Here is a 25,127-nt window from a genome sequence, read left to right on the forward strand (position 1 = left end):
TTAGTAGTACAATTTATAAAAACGGACAATTTAAAGAAGCATTTCTCCGATTTCATTCAAAATCGCTACATGTAATTATTTTGGATAGTCGATAAAACTAATTATAAGATGGAAGGTATTTTTTATATGGGTCTACATGATGAAGTTAAAAAGCGAAGAACATTTGCGATTATATCGCACCCGGATGCGGGTAAGACAACTTTAACGGAAAGGCTACTGATGCTGGGGAATCAAATTCGATCTGCCGGCACTGTAAAGGGGAAAAAATCAGGCAAGTTTGCGACGTCTGACTGGATGGAAATCGAGAAACAACGTGGTATCTCGGTCACTTCCAGTGTGATGAACTTTCCCTATCATGACTTGGAAGTTAATATCTTAGATACACCAGGACATGAGGACTTCAGTGAAGATACGTACCGTACACTGACTGCAGTGGACAGTGTTGTGATGATCATTGATGCGACAAAAGGGATCGAGCCACAAACGATTAAGTTATTTAAGGTATGCCGGATGCGCGGAATTCCTATTTTTACCTTTTTGAATAAATTGGATCGGGAAGGCAGAGAACCATTTGACTTATTGGAAGAAATTGAGCAGGTTTTGGATATTGAAACTTATCCGATGAACTGGCCGGTAGGAATGGGCAAACGGTTCCTCGGTGTTTTCGACCGGGACGGCGAACAGTTTGTTCAATTCAATGGCAATGAAGAAGAAAACTATATTCCGTATAAAGACTTGGATAAAACGGAACATCAGGAGTTAGTCTCGCAAGCAACTTATCAGGATGCGTCTGATGAGCTTTCATTATTGGATGAGGCTGGGGATGACTTTTCATTAGATGCCGTCTTAGCGGGGAAACAAACACCTGTATTTTTCGGTAGTGCCTTAGCACCTTTTGGTGTGCAAACATTTTTTGATACATTCATATCGATGGCACCAGCGCCTGTCCCAAGAAAGTCAACCGAAGGACCAGTCGCTCCGGATAATGAGGACTTTTCCGGCTTCATTTTTAAAATTCAAGCCAATATGAATCCTGCCCATCGTGACCGGGTAGCGTTTTTGCGGGTCTGCTCCGGAAAATTCGAACGCGGAATGACCGTCAAGCTAGCTCGAAATAACAAGCAAATTAAGCTCGCACAATCCCAGCAATTCGTTGCCTCTTCCGCTGACACGGTCGAAGAAGCGTATGCAGGGGATATTATTGGTATTTACGATCCGAACATCTATCAAATTGGCGATACCTTAGTCACTGGCAAAGACCACTTTGAATACGAAGAGTTACCACAATTCCCACCGGAGATGTTTAAAAAGGTCACCGCAAAAAATGTCATGAAATCCAAGCAATTTAGAAAAGGCATTGAACAACTTGTCCAGGAAGGTGCCATCCAATTATTTTACCAGGATCGGACGGAAGGCTATATTTTAGGTGCTGTCGGTGAACTGCAATATGAAGTGTTCACATACCGCATGAAAAATGAATACAATGTTGACGTGATGCTGGAATCGATTGGCGAACGGGTACCACGCTGGTTAAATGAAGATCAATTAGATAAATCGCTGTATGATGAACGGAACCTGCTTGTACGTGACCGGCAAGGAAATTATCTTGTTTTATTCCACAATGATTTTGCGCTGCGCTGGTTCCAGGATAAACATCCTAAAATTGAGTTGATCGATTTATTTGAAGTCAATCAGTATGATCAGACATATTAATGTGATGTGAAGAGCCTGAAAGGACTGCTTTGTGGAAAAGCAGTCCTTTTTATTGTCGCAACGCTGCGGCCCGACTTGGTGGTGCGCTGTCCCGAATTGGGTGCGCCGTGGCCCGATTTAACGTTGCACTGTCCCGAATTGGGTGCACCGTGGCCCGATTTAACGTTGTGCTCTCCCGTTTTGCGGGTACAGCTCCCCTATCCCGTATCCCCTAACGTCAAAAAAGCAGGCAATCATCCACTGATGATTGCCTGCTTTTTTACTATGCGAGTGTATTCTTTTCTACCTTACCATTTTTAATAACAACTTGAACGGTATCATTATCTGCTAATGAATAAATATCTTCTAGCGGATTACCTTTAACAATAATAATATCTGCAAGTTTATCTAGTTCGATCGTACCTACTTTATCTTCCCAGCCTAAACATGTTGCAGCTGATTTTGTGGAAGCGACAATTGTTTCCATTGGTGACATGCCACCATCTGCCATTAAACCAAGCTCCCTTAAATTTGTACCATGTTTGAACACGCCTGCGTCCGTTCCCATTGCAATTTTCACACCGGATTCATATGCCTTTGTAAAGCTTGCCTTATGATACTCAATGACTTCTTTCGATTTTTCGACTGCAGAATCAGGCATGCCTACTTCATCAGCTGTTTCCAGTACAGCAACTGGAGCAAGCAATGTTGGGACCAAATATGTGCCGTTTGATTTCATTAATTCGATGGACTCGTCATCTAGGAAAATGCCATGTTCAATCGAGTGAACGCCTGCTTTTACAGCGTTTTTAATTCCTTCTGCACCTTGCGCATGGGCCATTACTTTGACGCCTTTTCTAAAGCTGGCTTCTTCAACAACTACTTTCAATTCCTCTAATGAAAATTGCGTGAATTCAGGATGATCTGTTGCACTTAATACGCCACCGGTTGCATGAACCTTGATCACCTCTGCACCTGCTCGCAGCATTTCCCGTGTTCTTTTTCGTACTTCCTCTACCCCGTCACATTTTCCGTTCGGCATACCCGGATAATCGGATTGAAGCAAGTCAACAACATTACCTGAAACAGTATAACCATCTCCATGCCCGCCAGTAATGGTTAAAGCATTAATGCTTAATTGTAACCTTGGACCAGCGATGAGCCCTTCTTCAATTGCTTTTTTAACACCTAAATCTGTCCCAAGTGCATCTCTTACCGATGTAACTCCTGCATGTAGTGTCGTTTCCAAATATTTTGCAGCTTGATAGAATTTATAAGAGAATGGTGTTTCCAGTCTTTGTGCGATTGGTGAAAATTCCATCATCATATGCACATGTGTATCAATCATTCCTGGAAGGATCGTGCCACCTTGTGCATCCACAACCGTTTCTTCTCCCGTAGCAGTATAATTTGCTTCTGGGCCGACGTAAATAATACGCGTTTCATCTGTTACAACAATAGCGTTTTTTTGTGCTTCTCCACCATTTCCATCAATCAACAAACCATTTTTAATTATTTTTTTAGTCATTTGAATTCCTCCTTATAACGTTTGTACTAACACACCAGCTATAACCACAGATGCAACTGTAACCGTGGTGAAACCACCTATTAGCATTGGCGTTAGTAATTCATCAAATAATAATTTCTGTTCCTTTTCATTTCTGGCAACACTCCTACTAACCTCTTCACACAGTAGATAGTCTGCCGGGAAACCAAACAGAGCTGTCAGTGCTACTGGCATGCCCTTGAACGGATGCCACTTGACCAACTTGGATGTAATATAACCACCAAGCATAATTCCAAATGTACCTAGCACTAAGATTAAAAGAATAGCAGGGAAATTATGCCATACATCTTGCGGCGATACGTCTGCCATCGTTCCAATTACAACGAATATGATTGCAAGCATCGTGATCGTGAAAGAATTAGATTTTTCCAGTGTTTTCGTTTCAAAAAGACCAAATTTCACACCAATAATACCAATAGCCAAACACCACAAACTATAATGGATTCCAGTTAATTCACCAAGTATAACCCCAATAGCCGCACCAACAAATACAAAGAACAGTTTCAATGTCATACTCGTTTTAATTGAATTCGTCTTATTATCTGCTTGCTCATCATCAGAACTCACCGGAACGAATGTACCATTATCCATCTCGCCCTGTAGTTTAATGGCGTATCTTCTCATAAAGTTCATCGCTAAAGGCATGCCCATTACACCTTGAAAAGCAACAACTAAAGCCGGTATTACAACAAGGCTTGTCAAACCAATTTCGGTCAATTTCTCCGAAGTAATAATTAAAGCAATGATTCCACCACTGATCGGTCCCACTCCAGCAACAGCTGTTGGATAGTCAAAAACAAGTGGAACGATCGTCAATATCAAAATACCTGATACGACGAGTCCTCCTAAAGCAATCAATACTGCTTTGATCTGACTCTTTAATATAGAGAAAGGAATTAATGTGCCCATATGCAAAATAGCGGGGCCAATTAGGATTGCTCCTAGTGCAGGAAATGTTGATTTTTCCAAAATATCATCTGGAAACAACCCTGTCCATGACAATACCAAAAACCCCAGCATGGCAGTGAGCAACATAGGGACTCTGGCTCTGGAAATAATCGAAATCCATTCTCCTAGTGCGATTAATGCGAAAATTAAGACTGTAGCAACCAATGGATTCTCTAACATGTAATCCCTCCCCTATGAATATTTTATACAATATATCACTTGAGGAAGGTTTTGTCTATATGTTTTTTCGACATGTTTCTACAATTACTTATTATCTATTTTAATCACAAAGAGATTACGAGATCAGTATGGTAGTGCCCAATCCAGCTTAATAGCGCTTTCTAAAATAGATATTAAGTGTTGTTCAATATGTAATATATCAATTTAAAAACTTCACTTGGTATCCAATTCCGATAAAATTACACACGGTGATAATTTATCGTAGATTAATGCGCAGTTAAAGACCGATTTGTTCAACTAACATCCAGAGGGAATGACAGGATGTCCTGAGCTTCCCGCCCCCCTCTGAATGAAATTTCACTTTTATGGGTCTACCCATAATCATTTATTCTATCGTCATTGCCCATTCATGAATTTCATAGTCTCTTGCACCATGTAACACGTATGGATCCTGTTTCACCATCTGTTCGACTTCTTCGTAGCTTTCAGCCTGATAAATGACAAGTCCTCCCGTCCCATCGGTGAAACGCCCTTTGGCAAATACATGCCCTTTCTCTGCTAATTGTTTTAAAAAGTCCAGATGGTCCTGACGATATTGCTTACTCTTTTCCTCGTCCTTCATCGGTGATAAAACTGCGTAATAGTTCATCTTCTCCACCCTTTCATATCTTGTTCCCTTATATTATGGCATATGCTGGTAAGTACTGTCATCTAACGAACAAATCTCCGGGTCATCGTCAGGCTATTTATTCTCCGGAGAATGTCATGACGCCGTCTTCATCCAATGCGAGATGACGTCCATCGTCTAATGTCATTTCGAGCGGATGTGTCTCTGCTTTGTTTTTGGAAAACTTCCATTTCCAATCCGGTGGTGTTAGCACGATGAAGGTATCGCCTTTCCCCAGATAGTTCAATGTATTAGGATCTATCATTGTCCCATGACGGAGTGGTATGCCAAAATCTTGTAAATCATCGCCAACTTGCGTAACATATGGCGTCGTTATTCCAACTTCACTTATATCAAAAAAAGCCTCCTTCGTCAGATCACCAAAAAGATCCCGATGCCTGCGACCGATTAGTTCAATCAGATTTCCCGCCGGATCCTCAAAGTACATAGAATCTGAATCGAGACTCGAATAATAAATCTCGTTAATTCCACCATCCTTGTTCAACGTCAGTCGATCCTGTATCCAGGCTTTCATAATAACAAACTGGTTCCCTGGAATATTAATAGCAAAATGATAAAATGACGGCACATCTGATTGTTGAAACGTTATATCCGTCTCGCCGATATTCACCGTAAATTGTTCATTTGTGGATGCTACGATTTCCCGTTCTAGCACATTTGCATAAAAACGTTTCAATAATTTCAATTTATCCGTATGAAATAATACCGATTTGAACATGATCTCACCTCAAATTTTGGGAATGCGTTGATTCACAGTCCTTTCTATCATTGTATCATTTTCATACATATTAGGGGACAGTCCCCCATCACACTATCGCTTTAGCGTGGTGGGGGACTGTCCCTTTATTTTATTTGCTTTCTATTAATTTTTCTTCCATTTTTTCAAATTGATCTTGTACGGGTTTCTTTGGGTCTGTTGTTAACTTACTAACAACAATAACTGCAAGTAAACTCAGCAAGAATCCTGGTATGATTTCATATAGGAAATCGGATAACCCCGGAATGGAGAGCCAAATAATAACGGTTATCCCACCAACAAGCATACCTGCAAGTGCTCCCCATTTTGTCATCCGTTTCCAATAAAGGCTTAATAATACGACTGGTCCAAAGGCTGAGCCAAATCCTGCCCACGCATGACTTACGAGATCCAAGATCGTATTGTTCGGCGAATAAGCTAGTATTAAACTAACTACTGCAACTGCTAATACAGCTAAACGTCCAACGAGAACCAGTTCTTTATCGGAAGCTTCTTTCTTGAAGAAAGTTCGATAAAAATCTTCTGTAATGGCACTTGATGTAACTAACAACTGCGAGGAAACCGTACTCATAATTGCGGCTAGAATTGCCGCCAGGATAAATCCTGTTATTAATGGATGAAATAATATTTCTGCAAAGACGATCAGCACTGTCTCGGGGTCTTCAAGCAGACCTGGTTTATCAGCGAAATAAGATACCCCAATCAAGCCGGTCAGCATTGCTCCGATAAGCGAAATAACCATCCATCCAATACCAATACGACGGGCGGACTTTAACTCCTTCACGGATGTAATTGCCATAAATCGAACAATAATATGCGGCTGGCCAACATATCCAAGCCCCCATGCCAGATAGGATATAATCCCCAGCACCGAAGTCCCTCTAAAAAGATCCATTAACTTCGGATCAATCGCTTGAATATCCTGCCAGACGATATGCGGCCCTCCGACATCTGCAAAAGCCACAATCGGAACTAAAACCAACGCAACAATCATAATGATTCCTTGGACAAAGTCGGTCCAACTCACTGCCAAAAAGCCACCAAACAGTGTGTAAGCAACAATTACGCCTACCGTTACAAATAGGCCCAGTTTGTAATCCAGGCCAAATGCACTTTCAAATAATTTTCCACCTGATACCATTCCCGCGGAAGCGTATAATGCGAAGAAAACGAGGATGACAATACCAGAAACTAATCTTAGTATATTAGATGAGTCATGAAATCTATTTTCTAAAAAGTCTGGGATGGTTATCGAATCATTAGCAATTTCCGTATAGGTTCTTAATCTCGGTGCGACAATTAAATAATTCAAATATGCCCCGATGGAAAGACCAATAGCAAGCCATGCACTTGCCATACCAGTTACATACATCGCACCTGGTAAGCCCATTACCATCCAACCACTCATATCGGCCGCACCTGCCGATAAAGCGGTGACTGCTGGTCCTAAGCCCCTTCCACCAAGCATGTAATCTGATAAGTTTGATGTTTTCCGATAAGACCAATAGCCTATTAGTAACATGCCGACCATATAAATAGCCAACGATATAAATACTCCGATTTCCACAAAATCGCCCCTTTTATTAGATTGGCTTCCTAAATTATTATTTGGTCATGATGCAAGTGATTCGATCTAGCGAATAAATTGTTATTTCCTTCTTTTTTTCCTCCATATGAAGAAAGTTAAGGCTATGGCTGCGCCTGCAATAATCGGTCCTTTTTTCAATTTATTATCTTTTGTGTAAAAAGCATCTTTCGCGACCAGGTTCAAATTTTGCGGACGCTCTGCTAGCCTACGCATGAAATAACCGAACCAATCATTACCAAAAGGAATATAGGTACAGAATCGATAACCCTCTTCGGCGAGTTTATATTGCATTTCTGTTCGAAAGCCATACAACATTTGGAACTCAAAATTATCCCCGCTGATCTGGTTCTCTTCGATGAAATCCTTCAATTCATTGATAATATTGTGGTCATGCGTAGCAATGGAAGTAAATGTGTTCCCTAGCAATCGCTTTTTCGCAAGTTTAATATAATTGCTGTCAATTTGTTCTTTAGACTGATAGGCTACATCTCCACTTTCTTTATAAGCACCTTTTACTAGTCGGATTCTTACATCTTTAAGCAAATCCAGATCTGCTTCCACACGATATAGATAGGACTGGATAACGGTTCCCACATTACTGTATTCTTTATTTAAAATTTCTACAGCTTCAAGTGTGCGATTATAATATGCATAATTCTCCATATCTATGTTAATAAAAATATCGTACTTAGCCGCAATGTCCAAGATTTGCCTTATGTTGTCCAGACAAAATTCTGGATCGATATCCAAACCCAACTGTGTCAACTTCACCGATATATGACAATCTAATTTTTCCGTATGAATTTCATCCAAGATCCGGATAATATCATCCTTGGCCATGCTTGCTTCCGTTTTATCTGATACAAATTCTCCCAAATTATCGAGTGTGCAGTATATTCCCTGTTGATTGAGCTCTCTTACTGTATTCATCACACTTTCAATCGTCGTTCCCGCAACAAATTTCTCAGCACCTAACTGAAAACCCCATTTTTTAGCATTCGTATTTAAAAATTTATTGTTCGATAAGCCGATAAAGAAATCTCTTGTTAGATTAGACATGTTCCCCAGCCCCTTATATCATGTAATCTGCATGCGGCAAGTAATGATGCTTACCGCATACAGCAAGGTAGTTAAAACATTTCAGACACTGTTTTGGCTTCCAAAAAATGTTGCAGATAATCTGGTCCGCCTGCTTTTGAATCCGTACCAGACATTTTAAATCCACCAAATGGATGGTACCCAACAATAGCCGCTGTACATCCACGGTTAAAATAAAGATTACCAACATGGAAATCATAACGGGCACGATTCAGATGGGCACGGTTGTTGGAGATCACTGCACCTGTCAAACCATATTCCGTATTATTGGCAATTTCCAACAGTTCATCGAAATCTTTCGCTTTAGCGAAGGCAACAACCGGTCCAAAGATTTCCTCTTGCATGATTCTAGCTTTCGGATCCAAATCTTTAAAAATCGTTGGGTAAACAAGATAGCCGTTGGTATGATCTGTCTCCCCACCGTATGCAAGCACACCTTCATTTTTACCGATTTCAATGTAATCTTTGATTTTATCAAACTGTTTCTGGTTCACAACGGCACCCATATATACATTTTCCTCCGATGGATTACCAACCGTTAATTTTTTTGTCAATGCAATTGCTTTTTCCAGTACTTCGTCATAGACATTTTCATGAATAATCGCTCTTGAACATGCAGAACATTTCTGACCGGAAAAACCAAATGCAGAATTGACAATCGCGTCTGCCGCTAAATCAAGGTCGGAATCCTGATCAACGATAATCGTATCCTTACCACCCATTTCAGCCACGACACGTTTCAAGAATTGTTGTCCCTCCTGCACTTTCGCAGCACGTTCCATGATCCGTGTTCCAGTTGCACGAGAACCGGTAAAATTGATAAAGTGGGTATCTTTATGATCCACAAGATAATCACCAATTTCTTCGGGATCACCAGGGACAAAGTTCAGTACGCCTTTTGGCAAACCAGCTTCTTCCAACACCTCCACTAATTTATAGGCAATAACTGGTGTGTTCTCAGATGGTTTCAACAGAACCGGATTTCCTGCCACGATTGGTGCAGCTACTGTTCCGCAGACAATTGCAAAGGCGAAGTTCCATGGTGGAATTGTTACACCAGGCCCCATTGGCTGATAAATATACGTGTTATGTTCATTCGGACGATCATTTAACGCTTTCCCTTTACCAAGCTCGATCATCTGACGTGCATAATATTCCAGAAAATCAATACCTTCTGCCGTATCTCCATCGGCCTGATCCCATGGTTTACCCGCGTCATAGACCAACCATGCTGAAAACTCATGCTTCCGTCGTCTGACAATCGCCGCAGCCTTAAATAAGATATCTGCTCGTTCTGCCGGTGTCCATTCTCTCCACGCTTGGAATGCCTCCAGCGCACTATTCATTGCTTGATCAACATGTTCCTTTGTCGCTTTTGCAACACTGCCAATCACCTGTGACTTATTTGCTGGGTTAGTTGATACCAATTGATCATCCGTGTAAATCTTCTCCCCATTAATAACCAATGGATATTCCCGTCCTAATTCTCCTTGCACCTGTTTTAACGCATCCTCAAATGCTTTACGATTTTCTTCTGCTTTAAAGTCTGTAAATGGTTCGTGCTTAAATGGTAATACCAATATAAAAACCCCCTAAATTTATTTTGTAAGTAAACAATTGTTTGTAACAAAAAAGGATAAACTACTTAAAATCCATCCCTACAACTTACATTGCAAGAACCATGCCAACTTCTTCACGAACCATCAACAATATCGGCAAACGCTTACATTAAACAGCTTTTCATCCGCAAATTTAGACAAGATATTTATCCGTACACTTGTAAATCTCCTTTACACAATTGTAAAATAGGCTTACAATTATGTAAACTAATCTTTACAATATTGGGAGGTGAAATCTATGATAAATGATCTTTTCTATTTAGATGCTGTCCTATCGTCAGAGGATGACGCAATTACTATTGTAAACAACAAAAAGGAAGTCCTTTTTTGGAACGATGCTGCTATACAAACGTACAATATCCCTTTTGAGGAAATTAAAAATAAGCCAATAACTGATTTCTTTTATAATGATGACTTAATGGTTCTAAAAGTGTTAGAAACCAAGGAACCTGTTCATAATATTTATCATCGACCACGCAAGGACAAACATGTCGTGATCAATGCTACCCCTATTTTTGATGAAGCAAAACAATTGATTGGAGCAGTATCTGTGGAAAGAGATATTACACAGATCGTAAAACTAAACGATAATCTAGAAACAACATCTGCCGAACTGGATGAATTAAGACAGAAAGTAAACACAAATACGGAAGTAAATCCTTTTTACAAATTAAAGGGAAAAAGTATTCCACTGCAACAAACCATTCGGATTGCACATAAGGCAGCAAAAACAGAAGCAACAACATTGGTTCTCGGCGAAAGCGGCACAGGCAAAGAAATTTGTGCCCGAGCGATTCACGAGGCGAGTCCTCGAAAAGACAGTCCTTTTATCCCAGTTAATTGTGGAGCTATCCCAAATGCTTTATTTGAAAGTGAATTATTTGGTTATGAAGCAGGTTCATTTACCGGAGCAGATAAAAAAGGCAAGGCAGGAAAAATTGAAATGGCAGATGGCGGTACCTTGTTTTTGGACGAGGTTGGCGAACTCCCACTGGACATGCAGGTGAAATTGCTACGCGTTCTCCAGGAAAACAGTATTTATCGAATTGGAGATTCTACAGGAAAGGAAGTAGACGTTCGCTTTATTGCAGCGACCAATCAAAATCTAGAGCAGCTCATGGACGAAAAAAAATTCAGATCCGATTTATTCTATCGGCTAAATGTCATTCAACTAACCATGCCGCCACTTCGGGAACGCGTCGACGATATCCCCGAACTTACCGATTTATTTCTGAAACAATTTTCTGCTAAATATCAGGTAGCATCGCCAGAGATTAAAGCAGATGCATTTCAACTGTTGCTGCAGTACAATTGGCCTGGCAATGTACGGGAATTGCGCAATATAATGGAAAGAATCATTATCTTATCCGAAAAACCAATCATGAATAAACAAGATCTAATCAGTTATTTACCAAGCACCTTACACCCGCACCAATCGGAGGCTGAACCCACTCCATCACTAGCGGGTGAGAAGGAAAATATAGAGAAGCAACTGATTGAAGAAACGCTAAATCAAACAAATGGTAATAAGTCTGACGCTGCAAGAAGATTAGGTATTTCCAGGGTCACACTTTACAATAAAATTAAAAAATATGGGATTAGAGGGTAAAAGTCACGCGTATTAACGTTTAAACGTACCATCTAAAAACACACCGGAAAAAGACTCCGGTGTGTTTCGCTCAATTAATCTACCTTCAATATAATTTTCCCGATATTTTTGTTACTTTCCATATGTTCATGCGCTTGTTGCACTTGATCGAAAGGAAATACCTGATCAACAATCGGCTTCAGCTTATCCTTTGCAAAAAGCTCCATCGTTTTTCCTGCAAAATCAGCGGTGAGCGCTGCTTTATACGGATCACTTCGTGGAGTGAGCAATGTTCCTGTCAGTTGAATTCGCTTGGACATTACGTCCATTAAATTAAACTGTTCTATCTCTGCGCCGCCCAAAAGTCCGATTAATATCCAGCGACCATCTACTTTTATGCTTGTAAAATTTTTTCGCCAATAAGAGGCACCAATGAAATCAAGAATCAGATCAACACCTTGATCGTTTGTAGCTTGCAATACCTCTTTATCGAAGTCCTGCTCTTTATAATTTATACCGTGGTCAGCACCCAATGACTGACAGAAATCAAGCTTCTCTTTCGATCCAGCAGTTGTAATAACTTTTGCATGCCCCAGTTGTTTCGCCAGCTGGATTGCCGCAGTACCGACACCACTTCCACCAGCATGGATCAACACGGTTTCATCCATATCTAATTGACCGATCCAAAAGAGAGTTTGAAAAGCCGTTAAAAATACTTCCGGAATAGCTGCCGCTTCTTCAAATGTAAGGTTTTCCGGGATCACCATTGCCCTTTCTGCAGGCATCACGGCGTATTCGGCATATCCACCGCCATTAACGAGTCCCATCACACGTGTGCCAACTGCGACTGCGGACCCAGCTCCTGCTTCTTCAACAATTCCAGCAACCTCAATACCTAGAATCGGATTGTCCAAATATCCGGAACTGCTTTTCCGATTGATGATATCTGTTCGATTGATTGCTGTCGCTTTTACTTTTATAAGTAATTGATCGTCTTTCCGAACAGGTTTCGGCTGTTCTTTCACTTGTAATTGTTCGGCACCGCCTGGTTGTTTTACAATGATTGCTTTCATGACTGGGCCTCCTCTAATCAATTTGTAACTCAATGATAACATTTTTTAGAGAGGTAACTCGAATTTTTGATTTGAGGGCTGTTGAATTATTTTTGGCCTTCATTTCTTCAACACGACCATCTATACATAATTTACGTGTTACTAGCAAGACACTTAATAAGATTGCAATAAAACTTAATATTACTGATATTACCCAATAGCTTAATCAATTTAAATGATTGTCGATAAATGAAATAGGTACTTTTAACTAGTGCTTTTTAACCAAAAAAACAGAACACATAATGAAGGGTTGGATATGGAAATGGCAGGAAGTTATAGCATTAAGGTAAATCAAGCTCAACAAACAATTGATATGGAGGTTAAAGGCTCATTCACTCCAGAACAAGCTGAGGCTTTTCATCGTGATTATACTACAAAAGTAGGATCGATCGAACCTGGTAAGTATACTTTGAACGTCGATTGCACATCAATGAACATTATTACGCAAGATATGGTTCCAAAATTAGAACATTCTTTTGGACTTTATAAGGAATCTGCATTTAATAAAATTGTTTTTTCTATTAAAGAAAACCCAATTGTCAAAATGCAACTAAACCGTATTGCTCGAAATGCGGGACTGACAAATGCCGAAGTAGTCAATATTTAAATATTCATTCAAAGGAATTGGATTCTTACAAGGATCTTATTCCTTTTTTTACACAGATAAGAAAGTTAATATAAGGCATTTTTTAAAATTATTGGTTGTTATAAAAAAGGAGAAGGAGTTTGATGAGCAACATGACAGGCATCAAAATGAAAGCAATAGCTATTTACCACCCAAGTAAGGTCGTAGAAAATGATTTCTACATCGAACATTTTAAAGAACGAGGAAAAGATATTAGCCATTTCTTAGAAGTAATGGGTAGAAAGCAGCGCTATATCATTGATAACGAAGATGAAAATGGTTTAACCATGGGAATCGAAGCTGCGAAACGAGTTTTAGAAAAAGCGCAGATGAAAGGGAAAGATATTGATTATATTATCTTTTCTACACAAGTACCTGAGACAACCTTCCCAATGAACGCCATGTATCTTCATGATGCGATTGGAGCAGATCATCATACGATGGTAATGGATACAAATGCAAATTGTGCCGGTATGACGGTATCTGTTGAACAAGCATCTCGTTATATGATGGCAAATCCACATGTACACACTGCGCTAGTCGTAGGTTCAGATTATAACTCTCTGATCGCTAACCCGGAACAAGAAATCACCTATGCGAACTATGGTGACGCAGCTTGTGCGGTTATCTTAGAAAAAACAGAAGAAGACACCGGCTTTATCGATTCCATCTATTTCACGGACTCTGTCAATAGAGAAAAAATATCTTACCCCGCTAAAGGGTTAACAAAGTCATTAAAAGGCGATGCAGATATTCGATTTATTGATTGGCTTCCATTTGATGGTGACATGGCAATGCCGCCAACGTATGAAATGTTTGAAACAATGCTAGACAGAAATAAACTTACTTGGAAAGACATTGATGCTTGTTGTTTCACGCAATTTGCTTTATCAAACATACATAAAGTTCAAAAGCAATTTGACATTGAGGACGAAAAAATAATCTATGTTGGCGATACCTATGCATACACAGGGACAAGCAGTCCATTTATTGCGCTTTACGAAGGAATTAAAAGTGGCCGAATTAAACGCGGTGATCATGTACTGTTTTGGACGATTGGAGCAGGATATCAACTGGTCGCGACATTATTTAAGTATTGATGTTAGGACGAGAGTGAAATTCTCTCGTCCTTTTGATTATAATAATAGTAATGAAGCATCGTATAGTTCTTACTGTCATGTTTAATGCCATCTTAACTGAACTGCTATAAATGAAAACGGCGCACGAGGTCTGTCTTAAATGTTTTATCTGAAAACAACAGCATCCCAAATAGTGTAAGTAGAGCATACAAAGCTGTTACTGCACTTGGCCAGATAGCTGTAGCAACCCCTGCTACATATAATACAATCGGAAGAAAACCTAAAACAATCATCGTTACAACAAAACCTACATATGCCCGCCATCGCATGCGTTTCTTCAGAATAATAACCGTTACTAGAAATGTTGCCGCGACAACCAAAAATGGGACGATATAGTTGACCGACCACCGCTGGAAACCCATCAGAGCATCCGTCAATGATAGCAAGCCGGATAAACTAATCAGCTGAACCAAAATCTTACCACCTAAATGTGACTTGGAAAGGATCGTATGGTTGCAGGTTATTAAAAGATAAACAACAACTGTAGCTACATAGAGCGACCAAAGTTTGTGTGGCATCGTGAGCAGATTGATAAGCAAGCACCCACTTACAATGGAAACAGCTATAAAAATAGTTAGTTTGAACGCAAATACACTTCTTTGGTCGTGGCTTACCTCCTGATAATCCGGATACCATTGTACCTCTGTGGTTGTTGTTGGATCAGCAATTCCACGATGACAAAGTGGACATGTCAGGCCTTCAACCCAGACGCCGCAATTTTTACATTGATTCACGTCTGCTCACCCCAATTGTTTGAGTAAACCTCTATATCAAGCCCTGTTAAGTGGGTAAGCTGACTGAAAAAAGATTTAATAATTTCCGTTTCCACAATCGAACGCGCAAATGTAATGGTCATCCTGTCATTCAGCGAAGCAATACCACAGTTGATCGGACTATTTTTGGTTGGATAAAGTACCAGCTCCATTCTTTCGATATAAGGTTTCATAGAATCAGGTATTTTGATATTACCTAAGTTAGAAAGGGTCATTGTTTTCGACATTTCACCAAAGTGATAAAATCCATACCGCATCGCACGATATTTAACGAATACAGGAACGATTCTTGCTGATAACTTTTTTTGTAACTGAACATGGTGATTGATCCCAGCCTGTAACGTTTCTTTTTTCATCTTACTGCTTAGCTGCTCAGATACTGTTTTCATAATATCCTCTAATGTTGTTTCATCAGTCACTGGCACCCCAACATTGGAAACTGAAAAAAAGTTCCTTAACGTCACAGAGGGAAACTGCCGCCGTAGGTTCGCAGGCAGTGCAATCATAATCGACTCTTGATACAATCCGTATTTCATTGTTTCTGCATAAATGGAATGGATTAGTACAGCGGTAATAAATTCGGTAACGGATGCCCCCATTTTTTTTGCAAACTTATTAACCTCAGAAGCCTGGATTACACCATGAATAACATTCACCCCGGGCGGATCAAAAGGAGAACCTTTAATCTGAAAGGCAGGTGATTCTTTCTCCCGTTGCTGTGATTGACCAGATGGATGAAAATACTTTTCAAAACTATCCTCTGTTTCGTATTTACTAGGAACGTCATCTGGGAAGAGTACTTCACCGTCAGTTGTTACATCTTTTTCCTGAAACAGTAAGTATTGGAAAATTAATGATTTCAGAAATTCAACAGCACCACTACCATCTGTAAGGGAATGAAAAATTTCAACTGAAACCCTTCGCTGAAAATATAAAACTCGCATCAGATAGCCGTGATTTTCCCTCGGATTAATAATATAACATGGATAGGTTGTTTCCTCCTGAATATGTAACTTTTCATCATTTTCTTCCATGAAATCCCAAAACAATCCTTTACGGACCTTCACAGCTAACATCGGGAATCGTTTGATCACCTTGTCCAATGCATCTTGCAACAATTCGGCATTTACGGATTCTTTCATAATCATAGAAACCCGATACACTGAAGAGTTAGAAGCATTTGTTACTGCGTGAAATATTTTCCCTGTATTATCTATTTTATACCAGCGTTCCATAAGTTCCCCCCTTTCCAATGTACAATTTTTTATATAAATCAATGGCCTATCCCATAATTGTCGGATAATAAGACGCCTATTTTCATTCTTGCGTTATTATTTTCACAATAACGCACCTCTTTCTTTATGTTTAACAGTGCTCACCAAATTGTTTAAGCACTTTATCACTTATTATAATCAAGATAAACAGTTGAATACTGTCCCATCCCATTAATTTAGCCAACCTCATCGTATTGTCTTTCAACTTTTATGTCAATAAAAAATAAAGGTTCGTACATCATTTGATACAATGACGTACAAACCTTTGTCTTAATCTCTATTTAAGTATTTCAGGTTGACTATTCTCTCCCAATATGAATTAGGTTTAATTATTCCTATTTTGGTGTTAAAATTTCACCACGATCCTCAATGCCTCGCCATTTTCCAGTTTATCAAAGCCTTCATTGATATCTTCTAGTTTAATCGTATCACTATGCAATTTATCTACAGGCAACTTACCTTGTTTGTATAGATCAATGAATCGCGGTATATCTCTTTTTGGAACACAACTCCCTACATACGATCCTTTTAAAGTTCGCTCTTCAGCCGTAAGTGTTACATAAGGTAATGAAAACCTATGCTCCGGATCAGGTAGTCCGGTCGTGATTGTCGTGCCTCCGCGTTTGGTAATACCATAAGCAACTTCAATCGCAGGGACTGCTCCTGCCGTTTCGAATGCATAATCAACCCCGCCGCCTGTTGCTTCTTTGATTGCTTCTATTACATTTTCATCGCTCGAATTAAATACATCTGTAGCTCCAAACTCCTTCGCTTGCTTAAGCTTACCTTCATTGATATCCAACGCTATAATTCTATTGGCACCCGACGCGACAGCTCCAAGTAGTGCGCTCAATCCCACACCACCTAACCCTATGACTGCAACGGTACTACCAAATTTCATATTGGCAGTATTCACTACTGCCCCAACACCTGTAATGACTGCACAGCCAAATAAGGCTATTTTTTCAAATGGAATATCTTTATCCACCTTTACAAGTGAGTTTCTCGATGCCACAATACGTTCAGAAAAAGCAGAAACTCCGAGATGGTGATTAACATCTTCGCCATTCTCTCGGTGCAAGTGAATATCACCATTTAGCAATGTACCATCATTATTTGTTTTCGCCCCAACTTCACACAATGCAGGTCTCCCCTCTGAACACGGGAGGCAATGTCCGCAACTTGGTACAAACACACAAACAACATGATCATCTGCCTTTAAATCATCCACACCTTCGCCAACTTCCAAAACCACACCAGAAGCTTCATGACCAAGTGCCATTGGAACAGGTCTTGGACGTGATCCATTCACAACTGATAAATCAGAATGACAAAGGCTGGCCGCTTTAATTTCTACGAGCACTTCACCATGCCCTGGAGGCGTAAGTTCCAGCTCCTCTATATGGATTGGCTTTGTTTTTGCGTAAGGCCTAGATGCGCCTGATTCATGAAGCACTGCCGATTTGATTTTCATAGCATGTCATCTCCTAAAAATGAGTTTACTTTATCACATCTTTTATCTCTTATAAAAAACCCCGTAAATCACTCATCTATAAGACCAATACCCATTATTTTACTCATAAAAACCTTTAAAGAGAATGCTCTTAAGTAAAAATACGCAAAAAAACAGACAACCATAAATTCCCCTATGGTTGTCTGCCCAATTATATAATCCATTCTACAATTGTTACAGCGTTTCAAATCATCCCTAGTCCTCTTCAAAAAGCGGAATAAGTTGCTGTGAAGCCACATCTACTAGACCCAAATCACTCAGCCTGATTTCCGGAATCACAGTTAATGTCAATGAAGACAAGGCCATGGATGGTGAACGTCTACCAACCTTAACCCCCATCTCTTTCGCTTTTTCATTAAATCTTTCTACTTTTGGTGAGAGTTCTTCAATTGGCTCAGGCGCCATTAGGCCTGCCAGTGGCAAATCAACCTGTGCAACGACTTTTCCGTTGTCGACCAGGCAAAGCCCACCCCCAGCTTGTTGCAACTGTTTCGTCGCTAGCAGTATATCATGCGCATTCGTCCCCACTACCACCAGATTATGGCTGTCATGAGCTACAGTGGTCGCATAGGCGCCGCTTTTAAGGCCAGCATTTTTTAACACCCCAACAAAAGGTTTACGATTTTGTCCATGACGACCAACAACCGCTGCAAACAAATAATCAGTAGGCAATGTCTCAACTTTACCATTACTAACTTCTAGCTCCAAGGCGCCCCTTTGCGTTGTCCCAATTGCTGTCATTTCGATTGTATTCAACGTAACTGTGCCATTTTGAATTGGCGTATGAATTATAAAATCTGCTTCATCTAATACTGGCAAGCGAACTGTATTTTTTAATAGTGGTGGAATATTGCTTTTAATATCCGCTATGACTTGGCCATTTGATACCATTTGCTCCCCTTGTACAAATACATCATCAACCTGCATCGTTTCTAATGAATCAACTAGGGAAAAATCCGCCAAATATCCAGCAGCGATTGCTCCACGATCCCTGAGACCATAACGAATCGCGCCATTTAGGGTCGCATAACGGATGGCAAGCGGCGCAGGGATCCCTTCTTCAATGGCACGACGAACCACTCGGCTCATTTGTCCGTTTTTCAACATATCATTTGGTTCTACGTCGTCCGTACACATCGCGATATTCGATGCGTGTGGCACCGATTCCCAAGCTTTGGCAGCAATGTCCGCAAATTGACTAACACTTGATTCGCGAATATAGATCAACATGCCTGCGCGCAACTTTTCAAGGATTTCTTCTACCTTCCGGCTTTCGTGATCGGAATTCACGCCAGCAGCAAGATATGCATGTAATGGTCGGCCTGAAACCCTCGGCAGATGGCCTTCATTTAATACGTTGGCATCCAGCCCCTTTTGGACAATCCCTGCCATACGTGGATTTTGGTTAATGACACCGACATAATCCATTAATTCAGCAATACCGACGACATCAGGCAACTTGAGTAATTCCTCTATATCATCTGGAGTAAATTCTGCCCCAGCTGTTTCTACACCAGGTACAGCAGGTACGCACGAAGGAATCGTTGTAAGAATTCGAACAGGAAGGTCCCGACTCGCCTCCACCATATATTTTACCCCTTCAGCACCAAGCACATTACCAATTTCATGCGGATCAATCACAGCTACAGTCGTTCCATGCCTCAGCACTGCCCTGGCAAACATATCCGGCGGGATCATCGTACTTTCAATATGTACATGACAGTCGATAAACCCGGGTACTGCATACTTACCATTTGCATCAATTTCAGTTTTACCTTCCATTTTGAAGGTTGGTTTATTATCTTCGTAGGGCGCAATAGCTGCAAATCGGTTTTCTTTCATGCCAATATCTGCCTGGTAAATTTCTGCTGTAAAAACATTGACCAAATTAGCTCCACGAATTACGGTATCCATGGGGATATCACCACGTGCAGCAGCAACAATATGTTGACGAGAATACATTCTAATCAATCTCCTTTTCGACAATAATCATGTTAATTATTAGCAAGCGTGATGAAATAAATAATCAGCGGAATCACCAACACATACATACCTGGATGAACTTCTTTATATCTTCCTGATAAACTTTTTATAAGTACATAAATGATAATACCAGCGGCAATCCCATTTCCAAAGTTAAATGTAAAGATAGTAATAACTATTGTCATAAATGCAGGTAACGACTCTGTTACATCATTGAAATTAATATTTTTTACGGCAGAAAGCATTGAAAGTCCTACAAGAATTAAAGCTGGTGCCGTTGCGGCTGTTGGGATAATCATAATCAATGGTGTGATAAACATCGTTAACAGAAAAAGAATACCCGTTGAAACAGCTGTTAACCCTGTACGCCCTCCGGCTTCAACACCTGCTGCAGATTCAACATAAGTTGACATAACAGGAGCCGCAAAAAACGAACCAACTACTGTACCACCCGCATCGACCAAGAATGGTTTATCAATCCGCGGTAGGTCACCGTTTTTATCCAACATGTCACCTTTCGCAGCAACCCCCAGTATGGTTCCAAGACCAGAGAAAAAGTCCGGTACAAAAAACGCCAACAAGAATGGAAAATAGGAGATTTTCAAGGCTTCCATAATATCTAATTTAAACGCAACCGGTGCAATGCTTTCTGGTAACGATAAAATCGAACTTGGCAATTGCGTTACGCCCATTGGAATTCCGATCAAGGTTACAATAACGATGCCAATTAATAGATGACCACGTACATTCCTTGCCAATAATATACTCATAATAAAGAAACCAACCAGTGCCAAAATAGCGTTGGGAGAACCGATATCTCCAAGTTGCAGTGAGTTTGATTTTTCACTGGCAACCACGATACCCGCATTCCGAAAGCCTATTAATGCAATAAATAAACCAACCCCTGCGCCAATTGATAACTTAATCGCAGGCGGGACCAAACGCACAATCAACTTCCTCAGTCCAAAAATAGTAAATAGAACAAATAATACACCAGAAATGAATACCATTCCCATACCTACCTGCCATGGAATTCCTTCCGATACAACCAATGTTACAGATAGAAAAGCTACCGAACCAAGTCCCGGTGCCAATGCAAAAGGACGATTACTGTATAATCCCATAATAATTGTAATAATTCCTGTCATCAGGATAACTGCAACAGTCACAGACCCTCTAGGCATGCCAGCTTCTTCTAGCATACCTGGTACGACGATTAATACATAAAGCATGGTCATGAAAGTAGTTAATCCAGCCATCATTTCCGTCTTCACATTTGTATTGTGTGAGGTTAATTGAAATAATCTCTCGGTTAGTTTCGTTTTCTTCACGTTATGTATTCCTCCACATTTTGAAAGTATTAGTTATAATTTTTTGAACAATTGATCATAGAAATCCCTTGTCTATTTCATATAAAAAACCTCCACTATTTATTCAGTTTTAACAAGAAGTTTTTAATGTATCAAGGTATCTCTCAATTGTCAATGTTATTAATGAACAAAGGAGCGTGGTATGAATCAGGGAAAAGCCGAGCAGTCGAATGTTCTATTTTTATGATGGAGCTTTTATAGTTAATTCGTTGCGTTTACTTATTACCGGATTTCTTGCTAATATTTTATGCTTACGGGTTTAGTAATTTAAAAATAGCACAAAAAAGTGGAGAAAGTAATGAAAAAACTGCGCAAGTGAGAAGCATACATATTCACACTTACACAGTTTATGCTAAAATATCGCCTAATTTGCGCTCTGGTTATGTGCTACTCATTCTCAGAGAAGCCATTGTTCTCACCAAGCGCTTTAAACCACCATCCGCTTTTTTTAACTTTACGTTCTGCGTCTTTCTCCAAATCGACAGAAACCAATCCATATCGATTTTTATATGCATTCATCCAGGACCAATTGTCCATAAATGTCCATACTTGATATCCCTTTACATTAACACCTTCATTTATTGCTTCATGGACCCACTTTAAATGCCCTTTGAAAAAATCAATGCGGTAATCGTCTTGTATGATGCCTTCCTCATTTTTGAAGCGTTCCTCATTTTCCACACCCATACCATTCTCAGAAATAAAGCATTCGATGTTTCCATAATTGCTTTTTATGTTTATTAAGATATCATATATTCCTTTTTCATAAATCTCCCACCCTCTATAAGGATTCATTTTTCTACCTGGCATATCATAATAATCGAAGAAATGCTCTGGCATAAATGGAGCGTCTGGATGCGGCATATATTCTTTTGCTTTTACTCTCCTAGGCTGATAATAATTAATACCAAGTATATCTACCGTATATTTACTTATAATTTCTTTATCCAAGCGTTCTGTATACGGAAGACTATCCATGTCACGCAGAATCTGTATCATTTCTTGCGGGAAACTCCCTTTAACTGATGGGTCAAGAAAAGATCGGTTAAAAAACAGATCGGCAATTCTACCTGCTTGTTTATCCGCGGGATGCTCACTTCGTGGGTAGGATGGTGTTACGTTCAATATAATACCAATTTTCCCAGTATACCCTCCTTCTTTAAATGCCTTAATCACCTTTGCGCTTGCAAGTATGGAATGATATCCAACTTGTATAGCTCTTTTAAAATCCACGACATTAGGGTAATGCATATCGTATAGATATCCTGCTTCAACCGGAACAATCGGCTCATTTTGAGTAAACCATTTGCTTATTTTTTCTCCGAATAAATCAAAACATGTTGTAGCATATTTTTCAAACGCTTCAACTACTTCACGATTTTCCCATCCACCAATATTTTGCATCGCAAGTGGCATATCAAAATGGTACAAATTTACAAATGGTTCTATTCCAACCGCGATAAGTTCATCTAAAATATGATTGTAAAAATCAACAGCTTTCTCATTAACTCGTCCAGTTCCAGCCGGAATTAAGCGCGACCAAGAAATCGAAAGACGAAATGAATTATGACCTAACTTTTTCATCAAACAAATATCATCTTTATATCCTTTATAAAATTGCGAAGTATCGTTTGGACCTATTTGATTAAAAAAACGATTAGGCTCATTTCGATACCAATGATCCCAAATGTTCTCCCCCTTTCCGTCTATATCTGCAGCTCCTTCCGTTTGTGTAGCAGAAGTAGCACTCCCCCACCAGAATCCCTTGGGAAATATGTATTCGGACATAATTATCCTCTCCTTATTCAATGATATTATGATCGTATAAATGGATATATTGCACCAATTAAATTAGCCTGATTCATGAAATAGCAGGTGTCTATCCGCGGTGTGAGACTGTTCAAGTCCATGCTGGCTTGTACCTTTCTGATACTCGTAGATAATTCAGTAATAAATTCAGATCGCGCACTAATCCCACCGCCAATTAAAATAATTTCCGGGTCATAAATGTGCTGTAAATTATGTATCCCGGCAGCTAGCATGAAATAAAATTCCTCCACTGCCTTTTTACATACTTCATCTCCCATAGAGGCTTGTTTGAAAATTTCCTCACCAGATAATTCATCCGATCCCATATTTCTTTCTTTGGCAACCTTTCTTATAAGGGATCCGGTAGATGCCATCTTGCTCCAATAGCCAATTTCTTTTGATGTTGGATCCGCGTATAGAATAGAATATCCAAATTCGCCACCATACAAATGTGCTCCCCGATATAGCTTACCATCAGAAATAATGGCTCCACCAATCCCTGTTCCAATAACAATGGTCAGCACATCTTTATATCCTTTTGCAGCACCCTTCCATAGTTCAGCTAGTGCTGCAGCATTGGCATCATTTTCTATCGTAACAGTTTCACCTGTTGCATCCTCCAGCAATCGTCTGAGAGGCAAGCTATATAAATAAGGGATAGCACTTGTTCCTTGGATTTCTCCGTTCTTTGTAATGGTTCCGGGACAGCTTATTCCAATACCTTCAATGTTGGTATTCTTTCTATACCAATCCGTGGTTTGTTCAACAAACAATAATAATTCATCCAGACTACGAGGTGTCTGGATTTTATATTCGAATGTAACATCTGCATTTTCGTTAATCAATGCATATTTAATAAAAGTTCCGCCGAAATCAAATGAAAGATATTGTTTCATCTATATTTCCTTCCTATTTTTCCATACTCGTCATTTGTGTTTTTTCTTTTCTGCTTTGTTTCCATATAAGTAAGCATATTCCGTCCCTAACCACTTACTGATATTTTCTCTATACATATTTATATATTGCGAGTAAATCATATCAATGATGATCAATAGAGGTATTTGAGCAGATATTTGCCCGAGTTCATTTTTATTTTTTATATTTGAAGTTAATAAAGTAACATCAGCAAGGTTCCTAATTTTTTCTGATTGATTGGAAGTAATGATGATTAAATGGGACTTTTTTTCCTTTAGCTCTTTTAATGATTGAATTACATGTTCGTTTTCACCACGTAATGAGAAATAAATAACAAGATTTTCGTGATTCAAAAGAGAGGATATCATTTCTATAGAGTCATAATCATGAACCACTTCAACATATTTACCTATTCTTGTAAAACGAAACTTGAAGTCTTCTCCTGATATTGCACTCAATCCTAAACCATAAACATGAATAATTTTATGATTATAAATATATTCACACGCTTTTTTTACCTTTTCTTTATCCATGCTTTTGTCTATTGCATCTATTAATTCTTTATAGCGCAACTGCAGATTACTTGTTACTTCATTCCTATCACTAGCGTATTCTATTAACGATCTACGATAACAAAAGATAAACTCTTTATAATTATCAAAACCGATCTTTTTACAAAATCTCGTGATGGAAGACGTAGAAACATTAATCTTTTTTGCTAGTACTGACTGCTTAACTGGCTGTTTCTCATCTAGAAAATAAGTTGCAATTTGTTCCTCAACCGCTGTGAATTTTAATTTTGAACCTTCAATAATAAAAAATATATTTTCATTTGACAATAGAACTCACCTACTATTCTCAGCATTAACCTACCCACTGCATACAATCA

General features: G+C 39.5%; 20 protein-coding genes. 4 read left to right on the top strand and 16 right to left on the bottom strand.

From position 1 onward, the window contains the following. Positions 1-126 precede the first annotated feature (126 nt). Entirely contained in the window at positions 127-1,713 is a 1,587-nt protein-coding gene (locus tag JOC34_RS06105) for a peptide chain release factor 3 (protein WP_205135811.1), read from the top strand. Between the two features lie 262 nt (positions 1,714-1,975). On the opposite strand, the gene JOC34_RS06110 is transcribed toward JOC34_RS06105, so the two are convergent. The 7 genes from JOC34_RS06110 to pruA all read right to left on the bottom strand — a co-directional run bounded on the left by JOC34_RS06110 (position 1,976) and on the right by pruA (position 10,098). Beyond that, positions 1,976-3,220, bottom strand: a complete 1,245-nt coding sequence (locus JOC34_RS06110; protein WP_205135812.1) for a metal-dependent hydrolase family protein — start codon at positions 3,218-3,220, stop codon at positions 1,976-1,978. A gap of 12 nt (positions 3,221-3,232) precedes the next feature. Next, positions 3,233-4,387, bottom strand: coding sequence for a hypothetical protein (locus JOC34_RS06115; RefSeq protein ID WP_205135813.1), 1,155 nt, complete (start codon positions 4,385-4,387; stop codon positions 3,233-3,235). A gap of 385 nt (positions 4,388-4,772) precedes the next feature. Next, positions 4,773-5,036, bottom strand: a complete 264-nt coding sequence (locus JOC34_RS06120) for a YciI family protein (protein WP_205135814.1) — start codon at positions 5,034-5,036, stop codon at positions 4,773-4,775. A 97-nt stretch (positions 5,037-5,133) separates the two neighbouring features. Further along, the gene (locus tag JOC34_RS06125) at positions 5,134-5,793 is read right to left on the bottom strand and encodes a hypothetical protein (protein ID WP_205135815.1); all 660 of its coding nucleotides are present in this window, start codon (positions 5,791-5,793) and stop codon (positions 5,134-5,136) included. 130 nt (positions 5,794-5,923) lie between these two features. Then, positions 5,924-7,399 (bottom strand): sodium/proline symporter PutP, encoded by a 1,476-nt coding sequence (gene putP, locus JOC34_RS06130; protein ID WP_205135816.1) that lies wholly within the window; start codon positions 7,397-7,399, stop codon positions 5,924-5,926. Positions 7,400-7,480: 81 nt separating this feature from the next. Continuing rightward, positions 7,481-8,479: a proline dehydrogenase family protein gene (locus JOC34_RS06135; RefSeq protein ID WP_205135817.1), complete on the bottom strand. Its 999-nt coding sequence runs from the start codon at positions 8,477-8,479 to the stop codon at positions 7,481-7,483. 71 nt (positions 8,480-8,550) lie between these two features. Next, the gene (gene pruA / locus JOC34_RS06140) at positions 8,551-10,098 is read right to left on the bottom strand and encodes an L-glutamate gamma-semialdehyde dehydrogenase (protein ID WP_205135818.1); all 1,548 of its coding nucleotides are present in this window, start codon (positions 10,096-10,098) and stop codon (positions 8,551-8,553) included. A 277-nt stretch (positions 10,099-10,375) separates the two neighbouring features. Between pruA and JOC34_RS06145 the strand changes: the two genes are divergently transcribed. Beyond that, positions 10,376-11,746 (top strand): sigma-54 interaction domain-containing protein, encoded by a 1,371-nt coding sequence (locus JOC34_RS06145; protein WP_205135819.1) that lies wholly within the window; start codon positions 10,376-10,378, stop codon positions 11,744-11,746. A gap of 74 nt (positions 11,747-11,820) precedes the next feature. Here the strand turns inward: JOC34_RS06145 and JOC34_RS06150 are convergent, their stop codons facing one another. After that, positions 11,821-12,798 (bottom strand): NAD(P)H-quinone oxidoreductase, encoded by a 978-nt coding sequence (locus tag JOC34_RS06150; RefSeq protein ID WP_205135820.1) that lies wholly within the window; start codon positions 12,796-12,798, stop codon positions 11,821-11,823. A 295-nt stretch (positions 12,799-13,093) separates the two neighbouring features. On the opposite strand from JOC34_RS06150, the gene JOC34_RS06155 reads away from it, so the two are divergent. Next, positions 13,094-13,444, top strand: a complete 351-nt coding sequence (locus JOC34_RS06155) for a hypothetical protein (RefSeq protein WP_205135821.1) — start codon at positions 13,094-13,096, stop codon at positions 13,442-13,444. A gap of 131 nt (positions 13,445-13,575) precedes the next feature. Beyond that, positions 13,576-14,562: a ketoacyl-ACP synthase III gene (locus tag JOC34_RS06160; protein WP_205135943.1), complete on the top strand. Its 987-nt coding sequence runs from the start codon at positions 13,576-13,578 to the stop codon at positions 14,560-14,562. Between the two features lie 104 nt (positions 14,563-14,666). Here JOC34_RS06160 and JOC34_RS06165 read toward each other — a convergent pair whose 3' ends face one another. The 8 genes from JOC34_RS06165 to JOC34_RS06200 all read right to left on the bottom strand — a co-directional run bounded on the left by JOC34_RS06165 (position 14,667) and on the right by JOC34_RS06200 (position 25,077). After that, on the bottom strand, positions 14,667-15,335 hold the full coding sequence (locus JOC34_RS06165; protein ID WP_205135822.1) for a DUF6320 domain-containing protein: 669 nt from the start codon (positions 15,333-15,335) through the stop codon (positions 14,667-14,669). Then, the gene (locus JOC34_RS06170) at positions 15,332-16,609 is read right to left on the bottom strand and encodes a condensation domain-containing protein (protein WP_205135823.1); all 1,278 of its coding nucleotides are present in this window, start codon (positions 16,607-16,609) and stop codon (positions 15,332-15,334) included. The genes JOC34_RS06165 and JOC34_RS06170 overlap by 4 nt, the downstream gene beginning before the upstream one ends. A gap of 385 nt (positions 16,610-16,994) precedes the next feature. Continuing rightward, a complete protein-coding gene (locus JOC34_RS06175) occupies positions 16,995-18,122 on the bottom strand; it encodes a zinc-dependent alcohol dehydrogenase family protein (RefSeq protein WP_205135824.1) in 1,128 nt (375 codons plus the stop codon). Positions 18,123-18,356: 234 nt separating this feature from the next. After that, positions 18,357-20,123 (bottom strand): adenine deaminase, encoded by a 1,767-nt coding sequence (ade, locus tag JOC34_RS06180; RefSeq protein ID WP_205135825.1) that lies wholly within the window; start codon positions 20,121-20,123, stop codon positions 18,357-18,359. A gap of 32 nt (positions 20,124-20,155) precedes the next feature. After that, positions 20,156-21,475 (bottom strand): solute carrier family 23 protein, encoded by a 1,320-nt coding sequence (locus JOC34_RS06185; RefSeq protein WP_205135826.1) that lies wholly within the window; start codon positions 21,473-21,475, stop codon positions 20,156-20,158. 426 nt (positions 21,476-21,901) lie between these two features. Continuing rightward, positions 21,902-23,302, bottom strand: coding sequence for a glycoside hydrolase family 1 protein (locus tag JOC34_RS06190; protein ID WP_205135827.1), 1,401 nt, complete (start codon positions 23,300-23,302; stop codon positions 21,902-21,904). 26 nt (positions 23,303-23,328) lie between these two features. Continuing rightward, entirely contained in the window at positions 23,329-24,219 is an 891-nt protein-coding gene (locus tag JOC34_RS06195) for an ROK family protein (RefSeq protein WP_205135828.1), read from the bottom strand. 30 nt (positions 24,220-24,249) lie between these two features. After that, positions 24,250-25,077, bottom strand: coding sequence for a MurR/RpiR family transcriptional regulator (locus JOC34_RS06200; RefSeq protein WP_205135829.1), 828 nt, complete (start codon positions 25,075-25,077; stop codon positions 24,250-24,252). Positions 25,078-25,127: the final 50 nt, after the last annotated feature.

Source organism: Virgibacillus halotolerans, assembly GCF_016908515.1.
In the GTDB taxonomy this organism is placed as follows: Bacteria; Bacillota; Bacilli; order Bacillales; family Amphibacillaceae; genus Virgibacillus_M; species Virgibacillus_M halotolerans.